Genomic DNA, 24,869 nt, shown 5'->3' on the forward strand with positions numbered 1-24,869 from the left:
CCAACTGGCTGTAAACCGAGGCTGCTCGCCAGGACGGGCCGGCCAGTTATAGCAGCACCCAATATCCACTGAAGCAGCGGCGACGCGCCGACTCCCCGCCCTACCCTCGGCGCCACTCTGGCAGTCCGGCCGGAGCGCTGTGGGCGGGCGTACCGCTGCGCGGTAGGCGCGGGCAATGCCGGTCACCCCTCCGAGATGGGGCACCACCCACAGCAGGAGATCGATATGGATAGTGACATGCTCTCTTACACCGACCAGCGAGGCGCCAAGCTACTGGCCAGCCTGTGTCATTCGCAGTCTGTAAAGGCTGGCTGGTGGCATGACCCCGAAACAGGCAAGCCGCTCGACTTCACCCCCGAACGCTTCGCGCAAAAGCTATGCCTGATTCACTCCGAGGTAAGCGAGGCCATGGAGGGTCATCGGAAGGGGATCATGGACGACAAGCTGCCGCATCGGGAAATGACCGAGGTTGAGCTTGCCGACGCCGTGATCCGCATCTATGACCTGGCGGGCCGCGCCGGTTACGACATCGTCGGCGCCATGATGGAGAAGCTCGAGTACAACGCCCGGCGGGCCGACCACAAGCTGGAGAATCGTACCGCCGAGGGCGGGAAGAAGTATTAAGCCCACCACCGGCCCGCGGGGCCAAGGAGCGAGAGATGGAACCAATACGCCAGGCAGCCAGGGTGCTGGCTCACTCGTCGAGCGGCAATCCGATTATCTCGACGATCACGATCATCCTGTTCTACTTCATGTTCTCGATAGTTGAGGCAGGCACTGAGAGGCTGGTTTTCGGCGAAAGCTTCCCCCACTGGCTAGATCCGATCTTCGGGACGCTATTCATCGCATTTGCCGCCTACAGCGTATGGGCGTGCGCGATATACAACTCGATGGAGCGCGGGCAATGAACATGATGCTCGCCACCGCCTCGATGCTGAACGCCACCGCTCGGGACTGGCCGGGTGCAGCCATTCACGACATCTCGCCGCCGGAGATCAATCACCGCAAGGCGCCGCCCCGGCCACGATACGGCGGAGTGAAGCTCCACCAGCGGGCCGCCGCCAAGCGCCGATCACGCAAACGGGCGCGACAACTCAAGCACTTCTGAGCCTCGGCAACGCCGGGGCTTTTTATTCCAGGGAGACCGACATGACGGTGGACTACCAACAGTTTCTCGAAAACAAGATTGCCCAGGCCCCGGTCTACGGTGAGCCGGTGGCCAAGGCCGACATCAACCCGATCCTCAAGCCTCACCAGCGAGCCATGGTGCAATGGCTGGTAGATGGTGGGCGCCGAGCCTGTTTCGCTGCTTTCGGCCTGGGCAAAAGCGTCATTCAGCTCGAGACAGTGAGGATCTGCCGCGAGCGTGCCGGCGGCATGGGGCTTATCGTTATCCCGCTGGGCGTCCGCCAGGAGTTCCGGCGTGATGCCGAGATGCTGGGCATCGACATCCAGTTCATCCGGCGCATTGATGAGGCCACAGACCCGAACGGGATCTACTTCACTAACTACGAGACGATCCGTGACGGAAAGATGGATCCGCGGCTGTTCTCGGTAACATCGCTCGACGAGGCCTCGATCCTGCGCGGCTTCGGCAGCAGCAAGACGTTCCGCGAGTTCATGTCGTTATTCGCCGGCGACGACCGCAAAGCTGGAGTGAAGCGCGAAGGCATCCGCTACCGCTTCGTGGCTACGGCCACACCGAGCCCCAACGAGTTCATCGAGCTGCTCGCCTACGCCGCATTCCTCGGCATCATGGATGTCGGCCAGGCCAAGACGCGGTTTTTCAAACGCAACAGCGAGAAAGCCGACCAACTGGAGCTCCATCCTCACAAGGAAAAGGAGTTCTGGCTGTGGGTCGCCAGTTGGGCGCTTTTCGTACAGAAGCCCAGCGACCTTGGGTTCAGCGACGAGGGCTACGCCCTGCCCGAGATGGACATCCGCTGGCACGAAGTCCCCAGTGACCATAGCGCCGCCGGCACCGAAAAGGATGGCCAGGGCCTGCTATTCCGCAACGCAGCCGGCGGCATCCAGGAAGCTGCACGCGAGAAGCGGGACAGCCTATCTGTCCGCATCGACAAAATGCTGGAGATCCGAGCCGAAGATCCTGCAGCCCATCGCCTGATCTGGCACGACCTGGAGTCAGAGAGGCATGCCATCGAGAAAGCGGTACCAGGCATCACCAGCGTATACGGCAGCCAGGACCTCGATCGACGCGAGCAAGCGATCATCGACTTCAGCGAGGGTCGCTTCCAAGAGCTGGCCGCCAAGCCATCTATCGCCGGCAGCGGCTGTAACTTCCAGCGCCATTGTTCCTGGGCCGTATTCCTCGGCATCGGCTTCAAGTTCAACGACTTTATCCAAGCGATTCATCGCGTCTACCGCTTCCTGCAGACACACCAGGTGCGAATCGACTTGATCCACACCGAGGCTGAGATCGAGGTGCGGCGACAGCTCGAGCGCAAATGGAATCAACACATTCATATGGTGGGGAAAATGACCGAGATCATTCGTGAGTACGGCCTGACGCACGCCGCCATGGCCGCCACCCTGGCCCGCTCACTCGGCGTGGAGCGCGTCGAGGCCTCTGGCGAGGGCTACGCCGTGGTCAACAACGACTGCGTGCTGGAGACCCGAGGCATGGATAACGACAGCATCGACCTGATCGTGACCAGCATCCCGTTCGCCACCCAGTACGAGTACTCGCCGTCATACAACGATTTCGGCCACACCGACGATAACGCTCATTTCTGGGAGCAAATGGATTACCTGGTACCAGAGCTGCTGCGAGTGCTCAGGCCAGGCCGGGTCGCCGCCATTCACGTGAAGGACCGAATCACGCCCGGAGGCATCAACGGACTCGGTTTCCAGACCGTTCACCCATTCAGCGACGAGACGGTCGCCAACTTCACGAAACATGGATTTGCCTTCCTGGCTCGCAAGACGATCGTCACCGACGTCGTGCGTGAGAACAACCAGACCTACCGCCTCGGCTGGTCTGAGCAATGCAAGGATGGCTCCCGCATGGGTAATGGCACGCCGGAGTATCTGCTGGTCTTCCGCAAGCCTCCCAGCGACCCCAGCAACGGCTATGCCGATCTGCCGGTAACGAAGGATAAGAGCCAATACAGTCGCGCGCGCTGGCAGATGGATGCCCATGGGTTCATGCGCAGCAGCGGTACCGCCCGCTGATGCCTGAAGAGCTCGAGGGCCTGGACCAGTCGGGCATCTTCCAGATGTTCAAGCGGCACAGCCTCGAGAACGTCTACGACTTCCGCCACGACGTGAAGATCGCCGAAGCCGTGGACGAATCAGGATGGCTCCCCACAACGTTCATGCTGCTGCAGCCGCAAAGCTGGCACCCCGACGTCTGGGCTGACGTCGTGCGCATGCGGTCGCTCAACACAGCGCAAGCGACAAAAGGCAAAGAGCAGCACCTGTGCCCGCTGCCACTGGATATTGTCGAGCGCTGCATCGAGCAGTACAGCATGAAGGGCGAGGAGGTCTACGACCCATTCGGCGGCCTCATGACCGTGCCCTACCAGGCCATCAAACTTGGTCGCCGCGGTCGTGGATGCGAGCTCAACCCCACCTACTACTTGGATGGCGCCGCTTACTGCGCCGCTGCATCGCGCGAGATGTCGATGCCCACCCTGTTCGACATGCTGGATGACAACGAGGAGGCTGCATGACAGCAACAACCGCGGCCACCGACGCCGCATACGATCAACTCGCCAGGCGCAATGCCGAGCTGGAACAGGAAAAGGCCGCCCTAGTCGATGTCCTGGAACGAACTGAAAAGGAACGCGACGACCTGCTTGGCGAGATTGAGCGGCTCCACGCCGTGATCGAGCCGTTCGCCCGAGCCTGGCTACACCGTGAGCCGAAAGGCGAGCCAGGAAGCAAGGGGTATCAGCGTCGTCTAGAGCGCTCGCTGCTGCCGTTTTACTCATGCGGCGACGATAGCGAGCCGCTAACTGGAGCCCATTTGCGCGACGCGGCCCTGGCGCTATCAGCCTCGGGCATCGATATGGAGAGCGAATCATGAGCATCGACATCGACAAGCTGGAGGCTGATGCAAGAGACTGCCGCGCCGAGCGCCCGGAATTTCAGATGGTGGCGGATCCGGGCGACATACTCGCCCTGATCAATCGTCTACGCGAGGCCGAGGGCCGGGAGCAGGCCCTGGCGGCGCATGTGGAGCGGGTGCAAGATCGGGCGCGCCTGATAACAGACCGTCGCCAGTGGGAGGGCAATGCCGACCCGCGCGTTCCTCATGTCCTGCTCGACAATCTCTCAGATGCATGCATGGACGCACTCGCCAACTCCCTCGCCCGCCGCGATGCGCGGATGAAAACGGAGGAGCTAGAGCGTATCGAGCGCTACGAGGAGCGCGTGGGAATTGACTGCTTGGGCGGGTTTATTTATGCCCGCATCTGCGAGCTACGCCGCCAATCCGAGCGAGGTGAATCATGCCCTACCTCATCGCCGGAATCGTGATCGGCGTCGTGCTGACGCTGGGGATCGAGGCGCTGCTTTTCTGTATCGGCACCCGGGAGATGAATCATAGAGGCGAGGATGAGTGACTCATAATTGAGCACCATACTGCTCAGAAACCGCCGACCCGCCCGATATTGAGCAATATTCCGCACATCGCCGCCCACGGGCGGCTTTCTTGTTTCTGGAGAACGACGCACACCATCAAAGGAGCCGAGCCAATGAAAACCGAATTCCTGCTGCTCGCCCAGTACGAGCAGGTGCTGATCCCGCTCGAGGTGTTCGCCAAGGACATCATGGGGGTCGAGCTCCAGACGGCACGCAACCGGATCGCCGCCGGCACATTCCCGGTGCCGCTGACCCGGACAAGCCAGCGCAACCCGATGATCCACGTATCCGACGCTGCGGCCTATATCGATGCTCAGCGTGACGCCGCGGCCTAGCGGTCGCGGTCCTTCTTCGCTAGATCCCCCGCCCTCAGATTCACGTACCGCCGCAAGCTGCCCCAATCCCGGTGCCCGGACACCAGGGCCACCTCCTGTATCTGATACCCGCGCTCGAACAGCCGGCTGATACCCTCGTGGCGCAAATCATGGAAGTGCAGGTCTTCGATCTCGAGGTGGCGGCAGATACGGCGAAAGCCGTTCGATACCGACTCCGCTCCATACGGGAACACGCGCTCGTCGATGCGCGGCTGATCCTCAAGAATCGCCTGACTCTCCCCCATCAGCGGCACCTCTTGGTCAGTTTTCTGCCGGGGGTGCTTCCTCAGACGGATGATGACCGTCCCCGCCTCGTGATCCACATCTTCCCAACGCAAGCTGCATATCTCATCGAGCCGCATGCATGAAGCCACTGCGAATCGGATCAGGTCGTTGTACCGGATGCGGCGCAGCGCCTTGTTATGCTTCGTGTGCGTCAGCAGATCGCCGAGCTCCTTGTCGGTCGGTCGGCGGTCGCGGCTCTGTGGCGAGCCAATCAGCCCAGCCCGCCGAAGACCTTCGCGCCACGTCGCCATCATCTCCTTGAGCCTGGTCGGCAGATCGGCCTCGACTGTACCAGTGGTAATCGCCCCGGACAGGTGCATGATGTCCGACTTCACCGTGGAGGCGCTGACGCCGTCGACATCCCGCCGAGTGGTACAGAAGTCGGCCAGTTTGGAGTAGCTCAACTCAGACAGCAGCGTCTCCTCGCCGAGCCCCTTCCTCAAGGTGCGATCACCCGCCTTGTTCTTGCGCCCACGGCTTGAGATGCGGTCGAGGTGCGCCATGTGCAGATCGAGCAGGTCGCCCAGTGTCATGCTACCCAGGCTGACGCCGCCGCCGGCAGCCTGCTCCTCGATACCACCCTCCACACTCTTGGCCCAAGCCTTCGCCCGCGCCTTGGTAGAGAATGTCTTGCTCTGTGCCGGGTGGCCTTTCTTCCGTACAATGGCCCGCCAACGGTCGCCGCGCTTCTGGAATGTCGCCATGGTGTACCACTCTCCTGCCAAAAACAGGCTCCGCGAAAAAACTGGTACGCGGATGGTACACCAAGGTCGGTTTTGGGCGGTATTGGATAGTATTAAACGTGATCGGACGAACGCCGGAACGAAGGTTAAGTGACTGATATGTCGATGAATAACGCTCTCTCAGAGGCTCGTCGGTTCAGTGTCGCACCCATGATGGACTGGACGACCCGCGACTACCGAGCGTTCGCTCGAACCCTGACGCGCCGCGCCCTGCTCTACACCGAGATGGTGACGACCGGGGCCATCCTGCATGGGTCACCTCGGGAGCGCTTCCTGGGCTTCGATGCCATCGAGCATCCCCTGGCCCTGCAACTGGGCGGCAGCGACGCCGGAGAACTCGCCGAGTGTGCCGCCATCGCCGAAGCCTGGGGCCATGACGAGGTCAACCTCAACGTGGGGTGTCCCAGTGATCGCGTGCAGAACAATTTGATCGGCGCCTGCCTGATGGCACATCCCGAGAAGGTCGCCGCGGCCGTCAAGGCGATGCAGGCGGCGGTATCGATCCCGGTGACCGTGAAGTGTCGCATCGGTATCGACGACCAGGATGAGGACGCCGACCTCGCGTCTTTTATCCAGTGCGTCGCGGATGCCGGTTGCGACACCTTCATCGTGCATGCCCGCAAGGCCTGGCTGGAAGGGCTCTCGCCCAAGCAGAATCGTGACGTGCCTCCGCTCAACTACCCGCGCATCCACCGCTTGAAGGCCCAGCACCCCGAGCTGCACATCGGACTCAATGGCGGCCTCAAGACCCTCGACGACTGCCACGAGCAACTCACCCACGTCGATAGCGTGATGGTCGGTCGTGAGGCCTATCAGAACCCCTGGTTACTGGCGTCTGTGGATTCTCGCCTGTATGGCGAGCCAGACCCGGCTGTGGATCGCCATGCAGCGGCACGCGCCCTGCGCCCTTATATTGCCCGGCGCCTCGAGGAAGGTGCCAGGCTCAATCACCTCACCCGCCACTTGCTGGGCTTGTTCCAGGGATGCCCCGGCGGTCGCCGCTTCCGGCGCCACCTGTCAGAAAATGCCCACCGCGACGGCGCCGGCCTGGCAGTACTCGATGACGCCCTGGGCCTGGTGGCAGAAGAGCCACCCGCCCTGGCCGGCTGACGCTTGGCTGCTACCTGCTCAGTAGAGCGAGTCGGGCGGCGGCTCCAGGCTCGACTGGAAGGTTTCCACGGCACTCTCGGCTTCTTCGATGACATCGAAGCGTGCGATATGAAACAGCGCTTCGCCCTCGTTGACCAGCGGCAGGCGTCCCATGCCAATGACGATACCGTCGGCCATCGACAGAACCTCGCCCTCGGCATTGCCGAAGGGGTCGGCCACGCGCCCCAGCCGCTCGCCCTTGGCAACCCGGGCACCAAGCCGCACCTGAGGACGCAGGATGCCGTCGATCGGCGCTCTCGCCCAACTCGACCCGGTCGCCAGTTCCGCCGCCGGTGGCGTGCGACGTCGGTGCTCACCGCTGAGCATCCCGAGACGCCGCATTACCCGCAGCACCCCCCTCACGCCAGGCGTGATCGCCCATTCGTCGAAACGTAGCGCCTCGCCGGCTTCGTAGGTCAATACCGGCGTGCCACGATTCTGCGCATAGTGGCGCAAGCTGCCTTCGCGCAACTCTGCATTGAGAATGATGGGCGCCCCGAAGGCACTGGCCATGCGTTCGGTCTCGTCATTCGACGTCAGCTGCGCTCGGATCTGCGGCAAGTTCGTGCGGTGAATGGCGCCGGTGTGGAGGTCGATGACATGGCTCGCCTGATCGACGATCTGCTCGCGGAACAACGCCGCTACCCGACCGCCCAGAGACCCCGACTCGCTCCCGGGGAAGCATCGATTCAGGTCACGCCGGTCCGGTAGATATCGGCTGTGCTGCACGAATCCGAACACATTGACGATGGGAACGGCGATCAGGGTACCCCGCAGTCGCGACAGTTGCCGCGAACGCAGCAGTCGTCTCACGATTTCCACACCATTGATCTCGTCGCCGTGAATACCGCCGCAGACCAGCAGCACCGGGCCGGATTGCCGGCCATGCACGATCTCCACGGGAATATACAAGGGGGCATGGGTGTAGAGCCTGGCCACCGGCACGTCAATCTGTTGCCGGGTTCCCGGCGCCACACGCACACCGGCCAGTTCGAAGGAAGCACGCGCCATCGTCGGTCCTTGTTGACGGGAAAGAGCTTGCCTCGTCTTATACACCCCCTAAACGTCGGGCACGAGTCATCGCTTACAACCATACACCAACGAATGTAAAAACTGCCGCCCTCGGGTAGAATGGGCATCACGCATTACCCGGAGTCGAATTTACCCATGGCCAGACGTACCAAGGCCGAGGCCGAGGCCACACGAGAGGCGCTGCTGGACGCTGCCGAAGAAGTCTTCTTCGAGAAAGGTGTCGCCTGCACCTCCCTGGAACAGATCGCCCGACAGGCCGGCATGACCCGCGGGGCCGTCTATTGGCATTTCCGCAACAAGGCCGATCTGTTCCGCGCCATGCTCGACAGGGTCCGAATGCCATTCGAGGAGCTCGTGGCGGAAACGGCCCCCAGCGATGCCTCGCCACTGGAAGCGATCCGCCTCGGCTGTCGGCAAGGCTTCCGCCGCATGGAGCAACCCCGCCATCGGCGCGTGCATGCTACCCTGCTCCATCGCTGCGAGTTTTTCAGCGACATCGACCCCCAGGCCATGGAAGCCGAAATGGCCAATGAATGCCTGGGCGCCCTGCTGATCTACCTCAACAATGCCCGGGACCAGGGCCTGCTGCGCGACGACCTCGACCCCGACGTCGCCACCCGCCTTCTTCAGGCCACCCTTAGCGGCCTTTTCCATGACTGGCTGCGCGATACCGAGGCGTTTTCTCTCTACGAGCGAGGCACTCAACTGGTCGACACCCAGCTTCGCTTGTTCAGTCGAGACAACACCTCAGGCTGACGGCGTGGAACCATTGTGGCCATGCCCGTGCGTCTCCGAGGCCTCGTGCTGGCCGACCAGGTGCAGCCGTACCAACCGCGTACGGGCATCCAGATAGTCCTGTTCGGGCACCGAGCGATAGGCATCGATATCCGGGAGATACTTGACCAGGATCCGCGCTTCGCCGGGCCTGGGCCGATTGCCCGTCTTGCCCAGCAGACGCACCTCACGCGCCTCGTCATCATCCATCACGGCGCGGGCATGGTCACCCTCATCGATGCCAATGACTCGGACGCGCTCGCCAAGCAGGCAACGCCGGGACAGGCCGGGATGCCGATGTAGCCGGCAATGCAGCCGCTGGCACAACCTCGCGGCCAGCGGCGACGCCAGAGCGAACGATGCCCACAGCACCACGACCCCCACCGGCACCCGAAACATTCCCAGCGGGAACCACCTGAGCACCAGCAACTCGATGGCCAGAGTCAGGGCGCCGGCCAGCACCACCAGCATGCTCAGAGCCATCGAGACGGGCACACCGGCGAATCCCAACGACACCATGGTGCTGGCCAGATGATCCTCCTTGAGGCTGTCACGTTCGAACAGTTCGGTGGGCACCAGGCGCAACAGCACCAGCAGCCAATACACTCCCAGCAGCGCCAGCAGCACCGTGAAAACGATCAGCGGGAAGCTCAGGGCGAGATCGATAATGGCGTTCATGGCGTCTCCTCCGGCCGGCCTGATTAGCCGGCAAAGTGTTCTTCTTACTGTCAGCGTAGACGAGTCGCCCCGAACGGGGTTCCCTCTTTTCGTCGAAAGGCATATTCGCCTTCCTGCAAAGAAAACGGGCATCGCCCCGGAGGAACGATGCCCGTATACGCTCGATCACGTCGAGGGGTCAGCGCGTATCCTGCTCCAGCACCGGCTCACCACCGCGATCGTCGCTCTTGCCTGTCTTGCGCTTCAGCCAATCGGTGACCACAGCGATCATGGCATAGAAGCTCGGCACGAACAGACTGCCGAGAATGGCGACCGAGGCCATGCCCACCGCCACCGTAGTACCGATATGATGGCTACTGGTGGCACTGGCACCGGTGGCGATAGCCAGCGGCAAGGTGCCGAAGATAAACGCCAGCGACGTCATGACGATCGGTCGAAAACGCAACCGCGCCGCCGTGATGGCCGCCTCACGGATCGACCTGCCCTGCTCGCGCCGTTGCAGCTCGGCAAACTCGACGATCAGGATGGCATTCTTTGCCGCCAGGCCGACCACTACCAGCATGCCGATCTGCACATAGACACTGGTATCGAGCCCGCGTAGCACGATGCCGCCAATGCCGCCGAGGAAGGCAAACGGCGTGGCCGTCAGCACCGCCAGCGGCAGGGACCAACTCTCGTACTGCGCCGCCAGGATCAGGAACACCATCAACATGCCGAAGACGATGGCCAGCGTGGCCGCATTGCCTGCCTGGCTTTCCTGGTAAGCCGTGCCGGTCCAGCCCATGCCCCAGCCGTCGCCCAGCTCTTCCTGGACCAGCTGCTCCATGGCCTCGATGGCCTGCCCCGAGCTATACCCCGGCGCCGGCCCGCCCTGGAACTGTGCACCACTGTAGACGCCAAAGCGCGTGACCACCGACGGTGAGGTCTGGCGCTCGATGCTGGCGAATTCGGAGATCGGAATGCGTTCTCCGTCACCGCCACGCACATAGATGTTGTTGATGTCATCCGGCGTCTTGCGGAACTCGTCCTCGTTCTGCAGATAGACCTGGAAGTTGCGGCCCTGATAACTGAAGTAGTTGACGAAGCCATTACCCAGCGTCGTGCCCAGGGTCGAGTTCAAGGCATCCATGGAAACGCCGTAACTCAAGGCTTTCTGCCGGTCCAGTTCCACCTCGTAGGACGGCACATTGGCGCTGTAGGTAGTAAACACCTGGCTCAGTGCCGGGTGCTTGGCCGCCGCCCCCATCAGCTTCTGGGATGCCTGGGACATTTCTTCGGGTGACGCCCCATCGAAAGACTGCAGGTAGCCGGTGAAGCCACCCGTGGTCGACAGTCCCACGATGGGCGGCATATTGAAGGCCATGGCCGAGCCCCCCGGAATCTGAGCACCGAACTGCATGATCTTGCCGATCAGCTCACCCACCGTAAGGTCACGGTCCTCCCAGGGTTCCAGGTTGATGAAGATGATGCCTCGGGCAGTATTGACCGAGCTGGTCAACATGTCATAACCCGCGACTGCCGTGGAGAACTTCACGCCATCGACATCCTCGATGGCTGAGCTCAGCTTGCCCATATAGGCTTCGGTGCGCTCCAGCGAGGCCGCATCGGGCAACTGCACCGATGCCAGCACGATGCCCTGATCCGTCTCGGGCACCAGCGTCGAAGGCGTGCTCTGGTAGAGCCACCAGGAGCCGGCACCGACCAGTGCCGTCAGCAGAAGGGCCAGGCCCCAGAAGCGCACCAGTCCCTTCACGCCCCACATGTAGACGGTCGTGATGCCGGCAAACAGCCGGTCGAACAAGCGCAACGGCGTGCGCACCGCGCGCATGAAGGCCGACTCCTTGCGATGCATGTCATGCTTGATGAAGATCGCCGAGAGCGCCGGCGTAAAGGTCAGGGCCATCAGCGCCGAGAAGGCCACCGAAACGGCCACCGTCAACGCGAACTGCTGGTAGATCTGGCCACTGAAGCCCCCCAGGAAGGCCACCGGCACGAAGACCGCCGCCATGATCAACGAGGTCGCGATCACCGGACCGCCCACCTCCTTCATCGCTCGCACCGTGGCCTGCATGACGGTGATGTCTTCGTCTTCACTGAGCACCCGCTCGACGTTCTCCACCACCAGTATGGCGTCATCGACCACGATGCCGATCGACAACACCATGGCGAACAGCGTCAACAGATTGATGGAGAAACCGAAGGCATAGAAGCCGGCAAAGGTCGCCAATACCGACACCGGCACCACCGACATGGCGATGACCGTGAAGCGCCAGTTCTGCAGGAAGATGAACAGAATGACGGCCACGATCAGGAAGGCTTCGATGAAGGTGTGGAAGACGGTTTCCACCGACGCATCGATAAACTGCGTGGTATCGTACGGCGTGACATACTCGAGCCCCGGAGGGAAACGACCGGAGAGCTCGTCCATGACCGCTTCAACCGCGCGTGCCGTCTCCAGCGCATTCGCACCGGGTTGCTGGTTGATCATGATCGGCGTCATGGTGCCGCCGTTCAGCTTGGCATCCACACCGTAGAACGATGCCCCCAGCTCAATGCGAGCCACATCGCCGAGGCGAAGTGCCGACCCATCCGCATTGGTCTTGAGGAAGATGTCACGGAAGTCGTCCGGATCCGACATGCGCCCTTCAGAGGTCACCGTATAGGTATAGGCGCGTGGGTCACTCTGGGGCGTTGCTGCCAGGCTGCCGGCCGGCACCTCGGTATTCTGAGAGCGAATCGCGGACGACACCTCGGCCGGCGTCAGGTCATACTCTGCCAGCTTGTCGGGATCCATCCAGACCCGCATGGCGAACTCGCCACCACCCAGCACTTCGGCGGAACCCACCCCCGGTACCTGACGAAGCTCGTCCAGGATGTTGAGCGTGGCATAGTTCTGCATGTAGACCTTGCCATAATCGCCATCTGGCGAGATCAAGGACACCAGCATGAGAATCGAGCTGGAACTCAGCTCGACCGTCACGCCCTGGTCCTGGACCGCCTCGGGCAACTGGGAAAGTGCTCCCTGGACGCGATTATTGACATTGATGGTGTTGATGTCGCCATCGGAACCAATGGCGAAAGACACATTCAGTGACGTCGACCCCTGGCTGGAGCTGGTCGACGTCATGTAGAGCATGTCCTCGACACCATTGATCGCTTCCGCCAACGGAGCCGCCACTGTCTGGGACACGGTTTCGGCATCGGCACCCGGATAGGTGGCCTGAACCGACACCGTCGGTGGCACCACGCTTGGATACTGCTCGATGGGCAGCACCCGCATGCTCATCAACCCGACGATCGTCAGGATGAGCGCGAGAACTGTCGAGAAGATCGGCCGCTTGATGAAGAAGTTGGAGAAACTCATTCCGCACCCTCTTCAGCCGGCGCAGACCCCTCTTGATCGGACGATGATGGACCGCCCGCTTCAGTTGCCTGCCCCGAGCCACCGGACCGAGCCTGGGCCTGCCCGGCCATCAGGGCTTGGGCATCGCCATCGAAGGATTGCGGATCGATGGGTGTGCCGGGCTGCAGACCAGCCGGATCACCGACCACCACGCGATCCCCCGGCTGAACGCCATCCAGAAGAATCTGCCAGGGCCCGGCGAGTTCACCGAGCTGCACTGTCCGTGCACGCGCCACGTCATCCTCGTCCAGCACGAACACCTGTGGGCCCATGAGCCCCTGGGTGACCGCAATCTCCGGCACCGCCAGCACATCGAAGCGCTTGAGGCCTTCGAGACGTATACGGGCAAATTGCCCCGGGAGAGCCGTTCCATCGGGATTGGCAAAACTCGCTTCGGCTTGAACCGTGCCGGTCCCTTCGCTGACCCGAGAGCCCAGGAACTCAAGTTGGCCCTCCAGCGTGCTGATACCCGAGTTCAACTCGAGACTCGCCTCGATGTCACTATCGGGCTGCTCATTCAACTGCCGGCGCAAGGCAGACGCATCGGCCTGGGGCATCTGGAAGCGCACTTCCAGCGGATCCAGCGGAGTAATCGTGGCGAGTTCGGTCCCCGAGCTCACCAGGTTGCCCACATTCACTTCACTGAGGCCGATCTGCCCACTCACCGGCGCGGTGACATCGGCATAGCCCAGATCGAGGCGTGCGCTGCTCAGGGCCGCTTCTGCCTGGGCGACGCTGGCTCTTGCCACATTGCGATCGGCCAGCGCCTGATCGTACTGCTGGCGACTCACCGAATTCTGACTGAGCAATTGCTCATAGCGCCGGGCATCGTTCTGCGCCCTGGCCAACTCTGCCTTGGCACTTTCCAGATCGGCCTGGCGTTGAGCGACGGTCGCCTGGTAGAGGTCCGGCTCGATGGAATAAAGGCTATCGCCCTTCTCGACCATATCCCCCGGCTCGAACTTGCGCGCTTCCAGGGAACCGGTTACACGGGCTACCAGCGTGACTTCCTCATCACTGCGCAGCTTGGAAGGATAGGACTTGTTCAGGGGAATATCCTGGCTCGCCATTTCCATGACCGGCATCGGCCTGGGCGGTGCATCACCGGCCCCGGCTTGCTGTTGCTGCTGGCCGCCACCATCGCCTTGACCGCAGGCTGCCAGCAACAGACTCGAAGCGAGCGCCAGAAGTCCACCTCGAGTCCTGTGAATCGTCGTTTTCATGCCTAGCTATCCCGTTGAGCACTTCGAAAGTCGACAGAGACTATACGCATACAGGAATGAATGTAAATATACATCCGCCACTGTATGCCATGACCGGTTCCGACGACATCATGCGTCGGGCTGGGGCGGTTCACCGATATCCAGCGCCTGGTCGTACCGGCCTTCCTCCGGCAGCGTGAAAGAAACATTCTCGCTATCGTCCAGCCAACCGTTGACTTCCTCGATGGCCGCGACATCGAGCGTTCCCGACTGCTGCCGCAAGGAGAGCAGGTTGATGACATAGTCATAACGTGCATCGGCATGGTCGGCGATGGCGTCATAGAGGCTCTGCTCGGCGTTGAGCACATCGACGATGTTACGGGTACCCACTTCATAGCCGGCACGGGTCGCATCCAGGGCACTCTGGTTGGAGACGATGGCTTGGGCACGGGCTTCCACCGTCGCCACATTGTTGCTCACCTGAGTGAACAACGAACGCACCTGCTGGACGGTATCGCGACGCTGTGCTTCGAAGTTGTACTGGCTGGCTTCCAGGGCATAGGTGCTCTGTCGAATCCCTGCACTGGTGCGACCACCGGTATACAGCGGCATGCTCACCCCGACGCCAACCTGAGCGGAGGAATCCTCGCCCTCCAGGGTGGAGTTGTCACTGTCGGCATATTGATAGTTGGCGAAGGCCTCGACGACCGGCAGACGCTGCGCCTTCGAGACCTCGACCCCGCTGCGCGACACCTCGACGCCGGCCTGCTGAGCCAACACCTGCGGATTGTTGTCCATGGCCAGGTCGACCCAGGCATCACGCTTGGCGGGCTCTGGCGGTGTGACCGTCATGGCATCTCCGAGCGACTCGATGCTGTCGTAACGTTTGCCGGTCAATCGCTCGAGCGCCTCGAAGGCCACCTGCAGATCGCTTTCGGCGGCAATGCGATCGGCGCGCGACTGGTCATAGCTCGCCTGGGCCTCTTCCACCTCGGTGATGGCAATCAGGCCCACGTCGAACTGCTCGCGTGCCTGCTCGAGCTGGCGACCGATGGCCCGTTCCTGAGCACGCCGCGCCTCGAGGATCTCGTGGGCGCGCAGGATATCGAAGTAGGCCGAGGCCACATCGATCAACACCTGCTGTTCGGTGGCGGCAAGCTGATAGGTCTGCTGATCGATCTGCCGCTCGGCCTGTTCGAGCTCGGCACTGTTGACCGCATCATACAGCGCCTGGGTCGCTTCCAGGGTCAGGCTGGCACTGTTATAGCGATCATCCGAAGCACCGCCCCCCGAACCACCGGTACTGCCGAACGAGCTGGTCTGGCTCTCGAATTGCTCATTGTGGGCGACCTGTCCGGAAGCATTCACCTGGGGCAGCAGATCGCCACGTTCGACATCGCGCCCGGCTTCCACACTACTGGTATCGGCACGCGTCGCGGCCAGGTCGGCATTGTTCTCCAGGGCATCCCGGGTAATGGTCAACAAATCGGCGGCCTGCACCTGGCCTACCATCAAGGAGGCGACTAGCATTGACAGAAGAGTCCTACGGGCCGGGCGGGCAGTGCGATTCGCCGGCTTCACGGGACGAGAAGGCATCATCGGCAAGATCCTTTGTCGATTCGTGGACTTGATTTACATACATTGTCGCATGTTTCCAGCGCGAGTCCATCGCTGTTCATGCAAGTTACGTGAAAAAATTACGTGAAGACCTTTCATGGAAAAGCCCTTATGGACAGAGCTCCATGGGACAGCCCATGAAAACGTTGCGTGTAAATTCCGTAATTCACCAGCACTCCACGCCGTATCGACTATGCTGCAAGGCAGCGTAGCGCAGACCAACAAGGATGCCACTACATGGATGCACTGACCCTGCTCAAGGTCCGGGAACTGGAAATCGCCGTACGGGTGTGGAACCCGGACGCCCCTCGCACCGTCATCGCCTGGCATGGCCTGGCCCGGCATGGCGGCGACTTCGACGACTTCGCGCGCCAACTGGGCCCCGAATGGCGCGTACTGGCCCCCGACACTCCAGGGCGCGGCCTGTCCAGCTGGTCGCTCTACCCCGCTCACGATTATCTCTACTCGCATTACATGACGATCGCCAGGGCGGTGATGGACCATTTCGAACTCGAGCGCACCGCCTGGGTCGGGACCTCCATGGGCGGCCTGCTGGGCCTGCTGCTGGCAGCCGACAAGGACACCGCACCGCGCATCGACCGGCTGGTGCTCAATGACGTCGGTCCGGAACTCGAAGCCGATGGCCTGGCATCGCTGGCCTCCTATTTCGCCGTTCCACATCGCTTCACCCGGTTCAGTGAGCTGGAAGCCGAACTGCGCCGCCACTATGCCGACTTTGGCATCGAGGGCGATGACGCCTGGCGACGACTGGCACTGAACAGTGCCCGCCGGCTGCCCGATGGCAGTTGGACCCACCACTACGACCCACGCATCGGCGAACAATTTCTGCATGACACGCCGCGGGATCTCTGGAATGACTGGCACGCCGTGCGTTGTCCGGTGATGGTGGTGCGCGGTGCCGCATCCACGCTGCTTGGCGCCGAGAGTATAGACAAGATGCGCGAAACGCGCCCTGATCTGGTCAGCCTGGAAGTGCCCGAATGCGGCCATGCCCCCATGCTCGACCGACCCGACCAGGTGGAGCCGATCCTCGACTTCCTGACGCGCCCCATGGAAAGCCCGACTTCGACCGACACCCGTCCTCCCTGGTGGCGACGACTGCTCGGACAAGGCCGCCAGTCGCCGGCGACAGAGTAACGCTCAGCCGGCCTCGACTCGGCGCAAGGCACGCTCGACGCCGCCACGGTAGGCGCCACCGAACAGCAGCAGATGATTGAGCAGTGGATACAGCTGAAAGAGCGCCTCCCGACGTGGCCAGTCGGAGGGCGCGGCACCATCACGGTACGCCGCGAAGAACGCCTCTCCGGGGGAACCGAACAGCGTCAACATGGCCAGATCCACCTCGGGATAGTGCCGATAGACCGCCGGATCGATGATGGCCGGCCCCTGGCGGGTGAACAGCACATTGCCCGACCATAGATCGCCGTGCACCAGACTCGCGGGCATCGGCGGCAGCCAGGTCTCGAGCGTGGCGGCGACCTCTTCCAACCTGGAACGCAAGCGGGTATCGATGAGGCCTCGGTCATGACAGGCACGCGTCAACGGCAGCAGACGCCGTTCACGCTGGAAGGCCCGACCATCCTCCAAGGGAGCATTGGGCTGCGGCGTACTGCCACAGGCATTGTCGCGATGCCAGCCATGCATCGCGCCGGTCGCGCCATGCAGTTCGCGGAGTCCCTCGCCCAGCGCCGCTTCGTCTCTTGCGGTGCGTCCGATACCCTCCAGCGCCACCATGACCAACCAGCCATCGCCTTCTCCCAATACCTCGGGTACGACCAGCCTCGATGACGCCTGTCGTAGAGTGCGCAATCCTTCCGCCTCGCCGGAAAGCCGTTCGGGGTCATCACGCTTGATCACCACGGCTCCCTGATCGGTGTCCAGCCAGGACACGGCCGCGATATCCCCGCCGCCCAACGGGCGTGGCTCACCTCGAGGAACCAGGTCGAGGGAGCTCAGACAGTCGCGCCATTCGGTATCCATGATCTCGCTCCTTTCGTTTCCCAAGCGCTTGCCATGCCCCGGCTCAACTACGAGGATGGGGCCTGACCGAGCCACCGGAGGGGGACCCCATGTATAAACTCGCTTTCTTCGTGCCCGAGGAAGACGCCGAAACGGTCAAGGAGGCCGTCTTCGCCACTGGCGCGGGGCGCATTGGCGACTATGAAGCATGCTGCTTTCAGACACCGGGCACCGGGCAGTTCCGCCCCCTGGATGGCGCCGATCCGCACATCGGCCGTGTCGGTGATCTGGAAAGGGTCACCGAACTCAAGGTCGAGCTGGTCTGTGACGACACGCTCCTCCACGATGCCGTGGCGGCACTGCGACAGGCCCATCCCTACGAAGAGCCGGCGTTCGATGTGTGGCGCCTGGAAGACGTCTGACCGGTCGGGGTACAACATTTCATCGTGGTACGGAAGCGTTCAAGCCGAGCCGAAGTAACGCTCCCTATCCTCGGGCGTGATATCGCTGACGTGCAACGGATAATGCCCCTCGCGCCGGTCATCGTAGAAATGACGGAGGGTCCGTTCGATGGTGGGAAATGCCAACTCGTCCCAGGGAATTTCGCCTTCCTCGAACAACGCCACTTCGAGACTCTCCGGCCCGGCATCGAAGCCACCGTCGAGGTCGGCCAGGAAAATCATGTAGACCTGATCGATATGCGGGAGGTTGATCAACGTATAGAGGCCATGCAACGCCACCTGGGCACAGGCCTCTTCTTGCGTCTCGCGAGCCGCCGCCTCCAGGGTCGTCTCGGCGTTTTCCATGAAGCCGGCCGGCAATGTCCAGTACCCCTTGCGTGGCGCGATGGCACGACGGCACAGCAGGATTCTCGAACCACTGACCGGCAGCGTTCCGGCGATGATACGCGGATTCTGGTAATGGATAGTGCCGCAGGCGTCGCACATATAGCGCGGTCGATCGTCCCCTTCGGGGATGGCGAAGCGGACCGGTTGGCCGCAATGGCTGCAGAAGTTCATGGTCCTCCCTGACAAACCGGCAACCTGCTGCCGGTCCAGACTTGACGCCGCGCTCGGCGACTGGGTAAAAGGGGTGAAACCCGACGGAAAGACCATGTTAGAGAAACTCCGCGAACACCTGCAAGCGCATGCCCCCCGACGCTTGCGACTCGACCTGCCTCAGGCCGCCGTACTGATCCCCTTGGTGGCCCGCCCGGAACCGACGTTGCTGTTCACCCGCCGCGCCGACCACCTGGCCACCCACAGCGGCCAGGTCGCCTTCCCCGGCGGCAAGCGTGAGCCCGAAGACCCTGACCTGCTGGCCACCGCCCTGCGTGAGTCCCGCGAAGAGATCGACCTTCCCGCCGAGCAGGTGGACATCCTCGGTAGGCTCTCGGATGTCGTCTCGTTGCACGGCATCCTGGTGACGCCCTACGTCGGCGTGATTCCGCCGGACTTGCCACTGACACCCGACCCGAGCGAACTGGATGCCATCTTCGAAGTCCCTGTGCGCTGCTTCCTCGAGGACCAGCGCACCCATACCGACGTGATTCGCGTCGACGAACGCGACTACTACGTTCCCAGCTACCGCCAGGACGACCATGTCATCTGGGGCTTGTCTTCGATGATGCTGGTGGAACTGCTTGCCGAAGGCTTCGACATGCCGATCAGTCTCTTCCATCGACCCGGGGGCGAGCTGCGCCACCATCCGGCGCGACGGATGTCCGCCTCATGAGCGATTCGCCACGACTCCCCGAGGCCCGCCTGGGCGAGTTGATCGATGGCCTGGTCACCCGAGGCTGGCATGTCGACACGTCCTTCCTGCCTGACGCCTTGTGCGGCGCCTTGCATGCGGAGCTGGAGGACATGACGGCACGCGAGGCCCTGGTCGCCGCCGGTATCGGGCGTGGCGACGGCCATCATCTGCGCCGCGATGTGCGCGGCGACGCCATCCGCTGGCTGGATCGCGAGAGCCAGGCCCAGCGGCGCTACCTCGAGGCCATGGGTGAGCTGCAGCAGGCGCTGAACCAGGCCCTGTTTCTGGGCCTGTTCGAGTACGAGGCCCATTTTGCCCGCTACCCGCCCGGCGCCTTCTATCGACGCCATCTGGACAGTTTCCAGGGGCGCGCCAATCGCGTGGTGTCCACGGTCGGCTACCTGACACCCGGCTGGCCCGCCGACGGTGGGGGCGAAATGGTCATCTACTCGCCGGACGACGGCAGTGAGGTGGCGCGAGTCCGCCCCGAGGCCGGCACCTTCGTGTGCTTTCTCGCCGAGACGATCCCCCATGAGGTATTGCCGACCCGATGGCCCAGAGCCAGCATCGCCGGCTGGTTCCGCCGCAACGCCTCTCTGGGAGGCCGGATCGACCCGGCTCGGTGAGCCTTTCGCTCGCCTGCGCCGCTCTCGGCCGTTCAAGCCTGCTCACGATATCCGGCAACACTCAGCCGATCGCCCACCCGCAGTTCACGGCCCTCGCCGGCCAGAAGCGTTGCATTCTGTCCGAAGAAGGCGCCCTTCCAGCCCGGCTGGGTCGCCATCTCGACCAGCGTCTTGAGCGGCTCCCTGGGCACCGGGGCGACACCCGTGTGCTGATCCTGGGTGATAATCTTGCAACGCTTGCAGGGCTTGCGCAGCCCCAGGCGTACCCCGGCCTCATCGTTCCCGAGTTCACCCCACTGCCGCTCGTCGAAGGGCCCCTCTCCGGTTACCACGATATTGGGACGGAACCGACTCATCGGCACGCCATCGAGCCCCTTGTCGAGGAGGCGTTCATTCAGCGCCTCGAGTGACGCCTCGGACGTCACCAGAAAGGAATAGCCATCGGCGAAACCGGTCTGGGCAGGCTCGCCGCGCAGATAATCGGGCTCGATGTCACGACGCTGATCATCGGGGAAACGCACCAGCCTCAAACCGCTCCCGCCAGGCCGACCGATCACTCTGGTCAGCCAGGCGGCAGCCTTCTCGCCTTCATCCAGCGCCTCGCACTCATCCTTCCAGATGCGCACAGCGAGACGCGGCGACGCCGCGTTGCGCCCGAGCTCGATGACCAGGGGGTCAGGCGCGTCGGCATGCTCGAGGATCAGCGCCTGTGGCTCGAGCCGAACCCTCACCTGAGCCATGGCGGGCAGTTCCCGCTGGGTCACGAAACGGTTGTCATCGTCGACAATCATCCAATGCCGATCAAAGGCCAATCCCCTCGCGGTGACCGATGCCGTCTCCAGGCCGATCCCCCGCAATGACTTGACCGGATAGATATTGAGCTGGGTAATACGCACCTTGCCTCTCCCTCGGCGAATTCACGAGCCCCGTACTCTACCAGCGCGTCTTCCCGACTGCCCGTCGCCCCACGGGCATCACGGCTCGAGTGCCCTGGCCACGGCACTGCCCGCATGGATCGCCGTGGTGTCGTAGAGGGGGACCGTCGTGTCCGTCTGGTTGACCAGCAGAGCAATTTCGGTGCAGCCGAGAATCACCGCCTCGGCACCCCGCTGACGCAATGCCTCGATGATCTCGAGATAGTCGGCCTGAGAGTTCGGCTCGGTTTGCCCTCGACACAGCTCCTCGTAGATGACCCGGTGAACCCGTTCTCGTTGCTCCGCCTCGGGCACCAGGACGTCAATGCCGAAACGCTCGGTCAGGCGGGCCTTGTAGAAGCCCTGCTCCATGGTGAAACGTGTCCCGAGCAGGCCGACACGCTGGATGCCATCGGCCACCAGCCGTTCCCCGGTAGTATCGGCGATATGCAGCAGCGGAATGTCGATGGCAGCCGCCACCTCGGGCGCCACCTTGTGCATGGTATTGGTAGCGATCAGCAGCATGTCCGCCCCTGCGGCCTGGATGCGGCGGGCTTCCCGAGCCAGAATGCTGGCCATGGCCTCCCAGTCCCCTTGACGCTGCAACGCCTCGATTTCGGCGAAGTCGAGGCTGACCATCACCACCCTGGCCGAGTGAAGCCCGCCCAGCGATGCCTTGATCCCGGTGTTGAACGCCCGATAGTAGCGCTCGGTAGACTCCCAGCTCATGCCCCCCAACAGGCCGATGGTCTTCATGTTCTGTCCTTGCGCCTCCGAGTCGTCTTCCCTGGACCCATTGCGTCACCCCGCGTGGTGCAATGAAGCATCCAGCCCGATCATTGAGTCTCCTCATTGTAGCCGACCCTCGGCGCCTCGTTATTCTCGCGCCGTGACCGCTCGGAGCGTCTCGACCGCACGGTGTCGACGACCCGGGCGAGCCGCGAACGAAACGGCCACAGCATCGCTGCCGTGGCCGTCCAAAGGCGGGCCCTCACCCTGAGACTGTCAGAAGTTCGGCTTGCGCTTCTCGACGAAGGCGCCCATTCCCTCGGTCTGTTCCTCCCCAGCGAAGCATAACGCAAACAGGCTGTTCTCCAGCGCCAAGGCACTATCCAGGTCCTGATCCTGCCCCTCGTGCACGGCCTGCTTGGCGCTGCGCACGGCCTGCGGCCCGTTGCCGCCGAGCTGTCGCGCCAGTTCGTCCGCATAGGCATCGAGCTCATCCTGGGTCATGACACGATTGACCAGCCCGATGCGCAGCGCCTCGGTGGCATCGATCTTGCGGCCGGTGGTCACCAGATCCAGTGCCATGGCCGGCCCGACCCGCCGCGGCAGGCGCTGAGTGCCCCCGAAGCCAGGAATCACGCCGAGCTGCACTTCGGGCTGGCCAAAGACGGCATTGTCGCTGGCCACCGCCCAGTCACAGGCCAGCGCCAGCTCACAACCGCCCCCCAGGCAGAAACCGTTGACCAGGGCCACCACCGGCACCGGCAAGGCCTCCAGACGCTTGATGGTGCTCAGTGCCTGGCCGGCAAAATCACGCGCCTGCTGAGGCGTCTTGTCGCGCATTTCCGTGATGTCGGCACCTGCCACGAAGGATTTTTCGCCGGCGCCGGTGAGCAATACGGCACGCAGGTCCGCACGCCCCTCGAGATCGGTCAACAGACGCGCCAGCTCGTCGATCACCTCACTGTTCAAGGCATTGAGAGCCTTGGGACGGTTGATGGTCAGACGCACGATGCCAGCCTTTTCCTGCACCTCGATCAACGGTTCGCTCATGATGGCTCCTCATGGGATGGAATGATGATATGACCGCCCCAACCCTAGCGAACGCTAGGTTGGGCGGCAATCACTCCTTTCGATGGACACGGACTCCGGCCACCGGCACGCAGAAGCCAGACCGTCAATCACTACTGGGGGCATAGCGTGACAGGCTATCCACGCCGGCTTCGATGACGGCACGCTGGGCACGGCCGATCGGCAACCAGTGACGCAGGGCATGGTCGGCGGCAGCCAGCTTGGCATGATAGAAGGCGTCGGTACTGCCATCGATCAGCGCGCCCTCGGCCACCAAGGCGGCGCGTCCCATTTGCCAAGCACACAGCACATGACCGACCAGCGACAAGAAAGGCGTGGCGAAGGCCTGGATGGCATCGGCACCGTGATCAGGATCACGCCCCCTTTCCAGCACCACGGCCATGGCGGCACGCAGGTCGGCCGCGCCTCCGGCCAGGCTCTCGCCAAGGGCCATCAGGTCCTCGCGAGCCGACAGCGCCGTGGCGGTGGCGTCGACGTCATCGACCAGGGCGGCCAGGGCGGCGCCCCCGTCACGCCCCAGCTTGCGGCCGGCCAGATCCAGCGCCTGGATACCATTGGTCCCTTCATAGATGGGCGCAATACGGGCGTCACGCAGCAGTTGCGCAGCACCGGTTTCCTCGATGTAGCCCATGCCACCGTGCACCTGTATTCCCAATGACGCGATCTCCACGGCCTGGTCGGTGGAGAAGGCCTTGACCACCGGGATCAGTACATCGACCCGGGCCTGCGCCCGTTGCCGCGCATCGTTACCATCGGCATGGCGAGCCTTGTCCATCTCTGCCGCACACGTCAGTGCCAGGGCCCGCAGGGCATCGGTCCGTGCTCGCATCGACAGCAGCATTCGCTTGACATCAAGATGTTCGGCGATCATGCATTCCGTACCGTTGCGACGACCCTGCCGACGCTCCCGGGCGTAGGCCAGTGCCTGCTGGCAGGCACGCTCGGCCACCCCGATGCCCTGGATACCGACCTTGTGACGTGCGGCGTTCATCATGGTGAACATGTGATTCAGCCCGCGCCCGGGGTCGCCGACCAGGTAGCCAATGGCACCTTCCCCCTCGCCGAAGCTCAGCACGCAGGTCGGTGAACCGTGGATGCCCATCTTGTGTTCCAGGGCGGTACAGACGATATCGTTGCGTTCCCCGAGGGCGCCGTTGTCATCGACCAGGAACTTGGGCACCAGAAACAGCGAGATGCCCTTGTTGCCCTCGGGGGCATCGGGCAGGCGTGCCAGCACCAGGTGCAGGATGTTCTCGGCGACCTCATGCTCGCCCCAGGTAATGAAGATCTTCTGGCCGACCAGGCGATACGCCCCGGTCTCGCCGCAGGGCTCCGCCCGGGTACGCACCAGGGAAAGATCAGAGCCCGCCTGAGGCTCGGTGAGGTTCATGGTGCCCGTCCAGCGCCCCTCCACCAGCGGGGCCAGGTAACGCGCGCATTGCGCTTCGTCGCCATGCTGGACAAGCGCCTCGATGGCCCCGGCGGTCAGCATCGGGCACAGCCCCAGGGCCATGTTGGCACCATGCAACATTTCCTGGACAGCACTGGCCAGCACCTCGGGCAGCCCCTGCCCTCCATGGGCCGGGTCGACGCCGATACCGTTCCAGCCACCATCGGCATAGGCCCGATAGGCGTCGGCGAAGCCATCCGGCACGGTCACGCCACCGTCATCGCGACGCACGCAGCCCTGGTGATCGCCACTGGCATTCAGCGGCGCCCACACTTCCTCGGTCAGGCGCGCCGCTTCTCCGAGCACTGCCTCGACCAGGTCGGCCCCGACTTCCTCGAAACCGGGCAGCGACAACACCTCGTGCTCCAGCAGTTCCTCGAGAACGAAACGGTGCTCACGGACTGGGGCGCTATAGGGGGTCATGATGACTCCTCGACAGAAAAGGAATGACGCCCGAGCTTATT

At 63.0% G+C, this 24,869-nt stretch carries 25 protein-coding genes; 13 read left to right on the top strand and 12 right to left on the bottom strand.

Annotated elements, in window-relative coordinates:
* The first annotated feature begins 225 nt into the window (after positions 1-225).
* The 7 genes from RSO41_RS06155 (at position 226) to RSO41_RS06185 (ending at position 4,940) form a co-directional block, all read left to right on the top strand.
* Positions 226-624: a hypothetical protein gene (locus RSO41_RS06155; protein ID WP_315618197.1), complete on the top strand. Its 399-nt coding sequence runs from the start codon at positions 226-228 to the stop codon at positions 622-624.
* A gap of 35 nt (positions 625-659) precedes the next feature.
* On the top strand, positions 660-908 hold the full coding sequence (locus RSO41_RS06160; protein WP_315618198.1) for a hypothetical protein: 249 nt from the start codon (positions 660-662) through the stop codon (positions 906-908).
* Positions 850-3,192, top strand: coding sequence for a DNA methylase N-4 (locus tag RSO41_RS06165; RefSeq protein ID WP_315618199.1), 2,343 nt, complete (start codon positions 850-852; stop codon positions 3,190-3,192). The genes RSO41_RS06160 and RSO41_RS06165 overlap by 59 nt, the downstream gene beginning before the upstream one ends.
* Positions 3,192-3,692: a DNA methyltransferase gene (locus tag RSO41_RS06170; RefSeq protein WP_315618200.1), complete on the top strand. Its 501-nt coding sequence runs from the start codon at positions 3,192-3,194 to the stop codon at positions 3,690-3,692. The genes RSO41_RS06165 and RSO41_RS06170 overlap by 1 nt, the downstream gene beginning before the upstream one ends.
* A complete protein-coding gene (locus tag RSO41_RS06175) occupies positions 3,689-4,048 on the top strand; it encodes a hypothetical protein (protein ID WP_315618201.1) in 360 nt (119 codons plus the stop codon). Before RSO41_RS06170 ends, RSO41_RS06175 begins: the two co-directional genes overlap by 4 nt.
* The gene (locus RSO41_RS06180) at positions 4,045-4,500 is read left to right on the top strand and encodes a hypothetical protein (RefSeq protein ID WP_315618202.1); all 456 of its coding nucleotides are present in this window, start codon (positions 4,045-4,047) and stop codon (positions 4,498-4,500) included. The genes RSO41_RS06175 and RSO41_RS06180 overlap by 4 nt, the downstream gene beginning before the upstream one ends.
* A 218-nt stretch (positions 4,501-4,718) precedes the next feature.
* On the top strand, positions 4,719-4,940 hold the full coding sequence (locus RSO41_RS06185) for a pyocin activator PrtN family protein (protein WP_315618203.1): 222 nt from the start codon (positions 4,719-4,721) through the stop codon (positions 4,938-4,940).
* Here RSO41_RS06185 and RSO41_RS06190 read toward each other — a convergent pair.
* Positions 4,937-5,968, bottom strand: coding sequence for a site-specific integrase (locus tag RSO41_RS06190; RefSeq protein ID WP_315618204.1), 1,032 nt, complete (start codon positions 5,966-5,968; stop codon positions 4,937-4,939). The genes RSO41_RS06185 and RSO41_RS06190 overlap by 4 nt on opposite strands.
* 138 nt (positions 5,969-6,106) lie before the next feature.
* Between RSO41_RS06190 and dusA the strand changes: the two genes are divergently transcribed.
* Complete coding sequence (dusA, locus tag RSO41_RS06195; protein ID WP_315618205.1) at positions 6,107-7,117, top strand: tRNA dihydrouridine(20/20a) synthase DusA; 1,011 nt, start codon at positions 6,107-6,109, stop codon at positions 7,115-7,117.
* An 18-nt stretch (positions 7,118-7,135) separates the two neighbouring features.
* Here dusA and RSO41_RS06200 read toward each other — a convergent pair whose 3' ends face one another.
* Entirely contained in the window at positions 7,136-8,167 is a 1,032-nt protein-coding gene (locus tag RSO41_RS06200) for a succinylglutamate desuccinylase/aspartoacylase family protein (RefSeq protein WP_315618206.1), read from the bottom strand.
* 156 nt (positions 8,168-8,323) lie between these two features.
* On the opposite strand from RSO41_RS06200, the gene RSO41_RS06205 reads away from it, so the two are divergent.
* Complete coding sequence (locus RSO41_RS06205) at positions 8,324-8,944, top strand: TetR family transcriptional regulator (RefSeq protein WP_315618207.1); 621 nt, start codon at positions 8,324-8,326, stop codon at positions 8,942-8,944.
* Here the strand turns inward: RSO41_RS06205 and RSO41_RS06210 are convergent.
* The 4 genes from RSO41_RS06210 to RSO41_RS06225 all read right to left on the bottom strand — a co-directional run bounded on the left by RSO41_RS06210 (position 8,936) and on the right by RSO41_RS06225 (position 15,844).
* Positions 8,936-9,640 (bottom strand): hypothetical protein, encoded by a 705-nt coding sequence (locus RSO41_RS06210; protein ID WP_315618208.1) that lies wholly within the window; start codon positions 9,638-9,640, stop codon positions 8,936-8,938. The genes RSO41_RS06205 and RSO41_RS06210 overlap by 9 nt on opposite strands.
* A gap of 178 nt (positions 9,641-9,818) precedes the next feature.
* Complete coding sequence (locus RSO41_RS06215) at positions 9,819-13,004, bottom strand: multidrug efflux RND transporter permease subunit (RefSeq protein WP_315618209.1); 3,186 nt, start codon at positions 13,002-13,004, stop codon at positions 9,819-9,821.
* Entirely contained in the window at positions 13,001-14,266 is a 1,266-nt protein-coding gene (locus tag RSO41_RS06220; protein WP_315618210.1) for an efflux RND transporter periplasmic adaptor subunit, read from the bottom strand. Before RSO41_RS06220 ends, RSO41_RS06215 begins: the two co-directional genes overlap by 4 nt.
* Before the next feature lie 108 nt (positions 14,267-14,374).
* Positions 14,375-15,844: a TolC family outer membrane protein gene (locus tag RSO41_RS06225; protein WP_410000317.1), complete on the bottom strand. Its 1,470-nt coding sequence runs from the start codon at positions 15,842-15,844 to the stop codon at positions 14,375-14,377.
* A gap of 255 nt (positions 15,845-16,099) precedes the next feature.
* Here RSO41_RS06225 and RSO41_RS06230 point away from each other — a divergent pair, with 255 nt between their 5' ends.
* Positions 16,100-17,020, top strand: coding sequence for an alpha/beta hydrolase (locus tag RSO41_RS06230; protein WP_315618212.1), 921 nt, complete (start codon positions 16,100-16,102; stop codon positions 17,018-17,020).
* Between the two features lie 3 nt (positions 17,021-17,023).
* Here RSO41_RS06230 and RSO41_RS06235 read toward each other — a convergent pair whose 3' ends face one another.
* A complete protein-coding gene (locus RSO41_RS06235) occupies positions 17,024-17,863 on the bottom strand; it encodes a fructosamine kinase family protein (protein ID WP_315618213.1) in 840 nt (279 codons plus the stop codon).
* Between the two features lie 89 nt (positions 17,864-17,952).
* Between RSO41_RS06235 and RSO41_RS06240 the strand changes: the two genes are divergently transcribed.
* The gene (locus tag RSO41_RS06240) at positions 17,953-18,264 is read left to right on the top strand and encodes a YqfO family protein (RefSeq protein ID WP_315618214.1); all 312 of its coding nucleotides are present in this window, start codon (positions 17,953-17,955) and stop codon (positions 18,262-18,264) included.
* 39 nt (positions 18,265-18,303) lie between these two features.
* Here RSO41_RS06240 and RSO41_RS06245 read toward each other — a convergent pair whose 3' ends face one another.
* The gene (locus tag RSO41_RS06245) at positions 18,304-18,861 is read right to left on the bottom strand and encodes an NUDIX hydrolase (RefSeq protein WP_315618215.1); all 558 of its coding nucleotides are present in this window, start codon (positions 18,859-18,861) and stop codon (positions 18,304-18,306) included.
* 94 nt (positions 18,862-18,955) lie between these two features.
* Between RSO41_RS06245 and RSO41_RS06250 the strand changes: the two genes are divergently transcribed.
* Together RSO41_RS06250 and RSO41_RS06255 are read left to right on the top strand one after the other, a co-directional pair.
* The gene (locus RSO41_RS06250) at positions 18,956-19,576 is read left to right on the top strand and encodes a CoA pyrophosphatase (protein WP_315618216.1); all 621 of its coding nucleotides are present in this window, start codon (positions 18,956-18,958) and stop codon (positions 19,574-19,576) included.
* Positions 19,573-20,223, top strand: a complete 651-nt coding sequence (locus RSO41_RS06255) for a 2OG-Fe(II) oxygenase (RefSeq protein WP_315618217.1) — start codon at positions 19,573-19,575, stop codon at positions 20,221-20,223. The genes RSO41_RS06250 and RSO41_RS06255 overlap by 4 nt, the downstream gene beginning before the upstream one ends.
* A gap of 32 nt (positions 20,224-20,255) precedes the next feature.
* Here RSO41_RS06255 and RSO41_RS06260 read toward each other — a convergent pair whose 3' ends face one another.
* From RSO41_RS06260 to RSO41_RS06275, 4 genes are all read right to left on the bottom strand, one after another.
* Complete coding sequence (locus RSO41_RS06260; RefSeq protein ID WP_315618218.1) at positions 20,256-21,119, bottom strand: MOSC domain-containing protein; 864 nt, start codon at positions 21,117-21,119, stop codon at positions 20,256-20,258.
* 78 nt (positions 21,120-21,197) lie between these two features.
* The gene (locus tag RSO41_RS06265) at positions 21,198-21,893 is read right to left on the bottom strand and encodes an aspartate/glutamate racemase family protein (protein WP_315618220.1); all 696 of its coding nucleotides are present in this window, start codon (positions 21,891-21,893) and stop codon (positions 21,198-21,200) included.
* Positions 21,894-22,142: 249 nt separating this feature from the next.
* A complete protein-coding gene (locus tag RSO41_RS06270) occupies positions 22,143-22,916 on the bottom strand; it encodes an enoyl-CoA hydratase-related protein (protein ID WP_315618221.1) in 774 nt (257 codons plus the stop codon).
* A 124-nt stretch (positions 22,917-23,040) separates the two neighbouring features.
* Positions 23,041-24,828 (bottom strand): acyl-CoA dehydrogenase, encoded by a 1,788-nt coding sequence (locus RSO41_RS06275; protein ID WP_315618222.1) that lies wholly within the window; start codon positions 24,826-24,828, stop codon positions 23,041-23,043.
* Positions 24,829-24,869 lie beyond the last annotated feature (41 nt).

The organism is Halomonas sp. I1 (assembly GCF_032334135.1).
Classification (GTDB): domain Bacteria; phylum Pseudomonadota; class Gammaproteobacteria; order Pseudomonadales; family Halomonadaceae; genus Halomonas.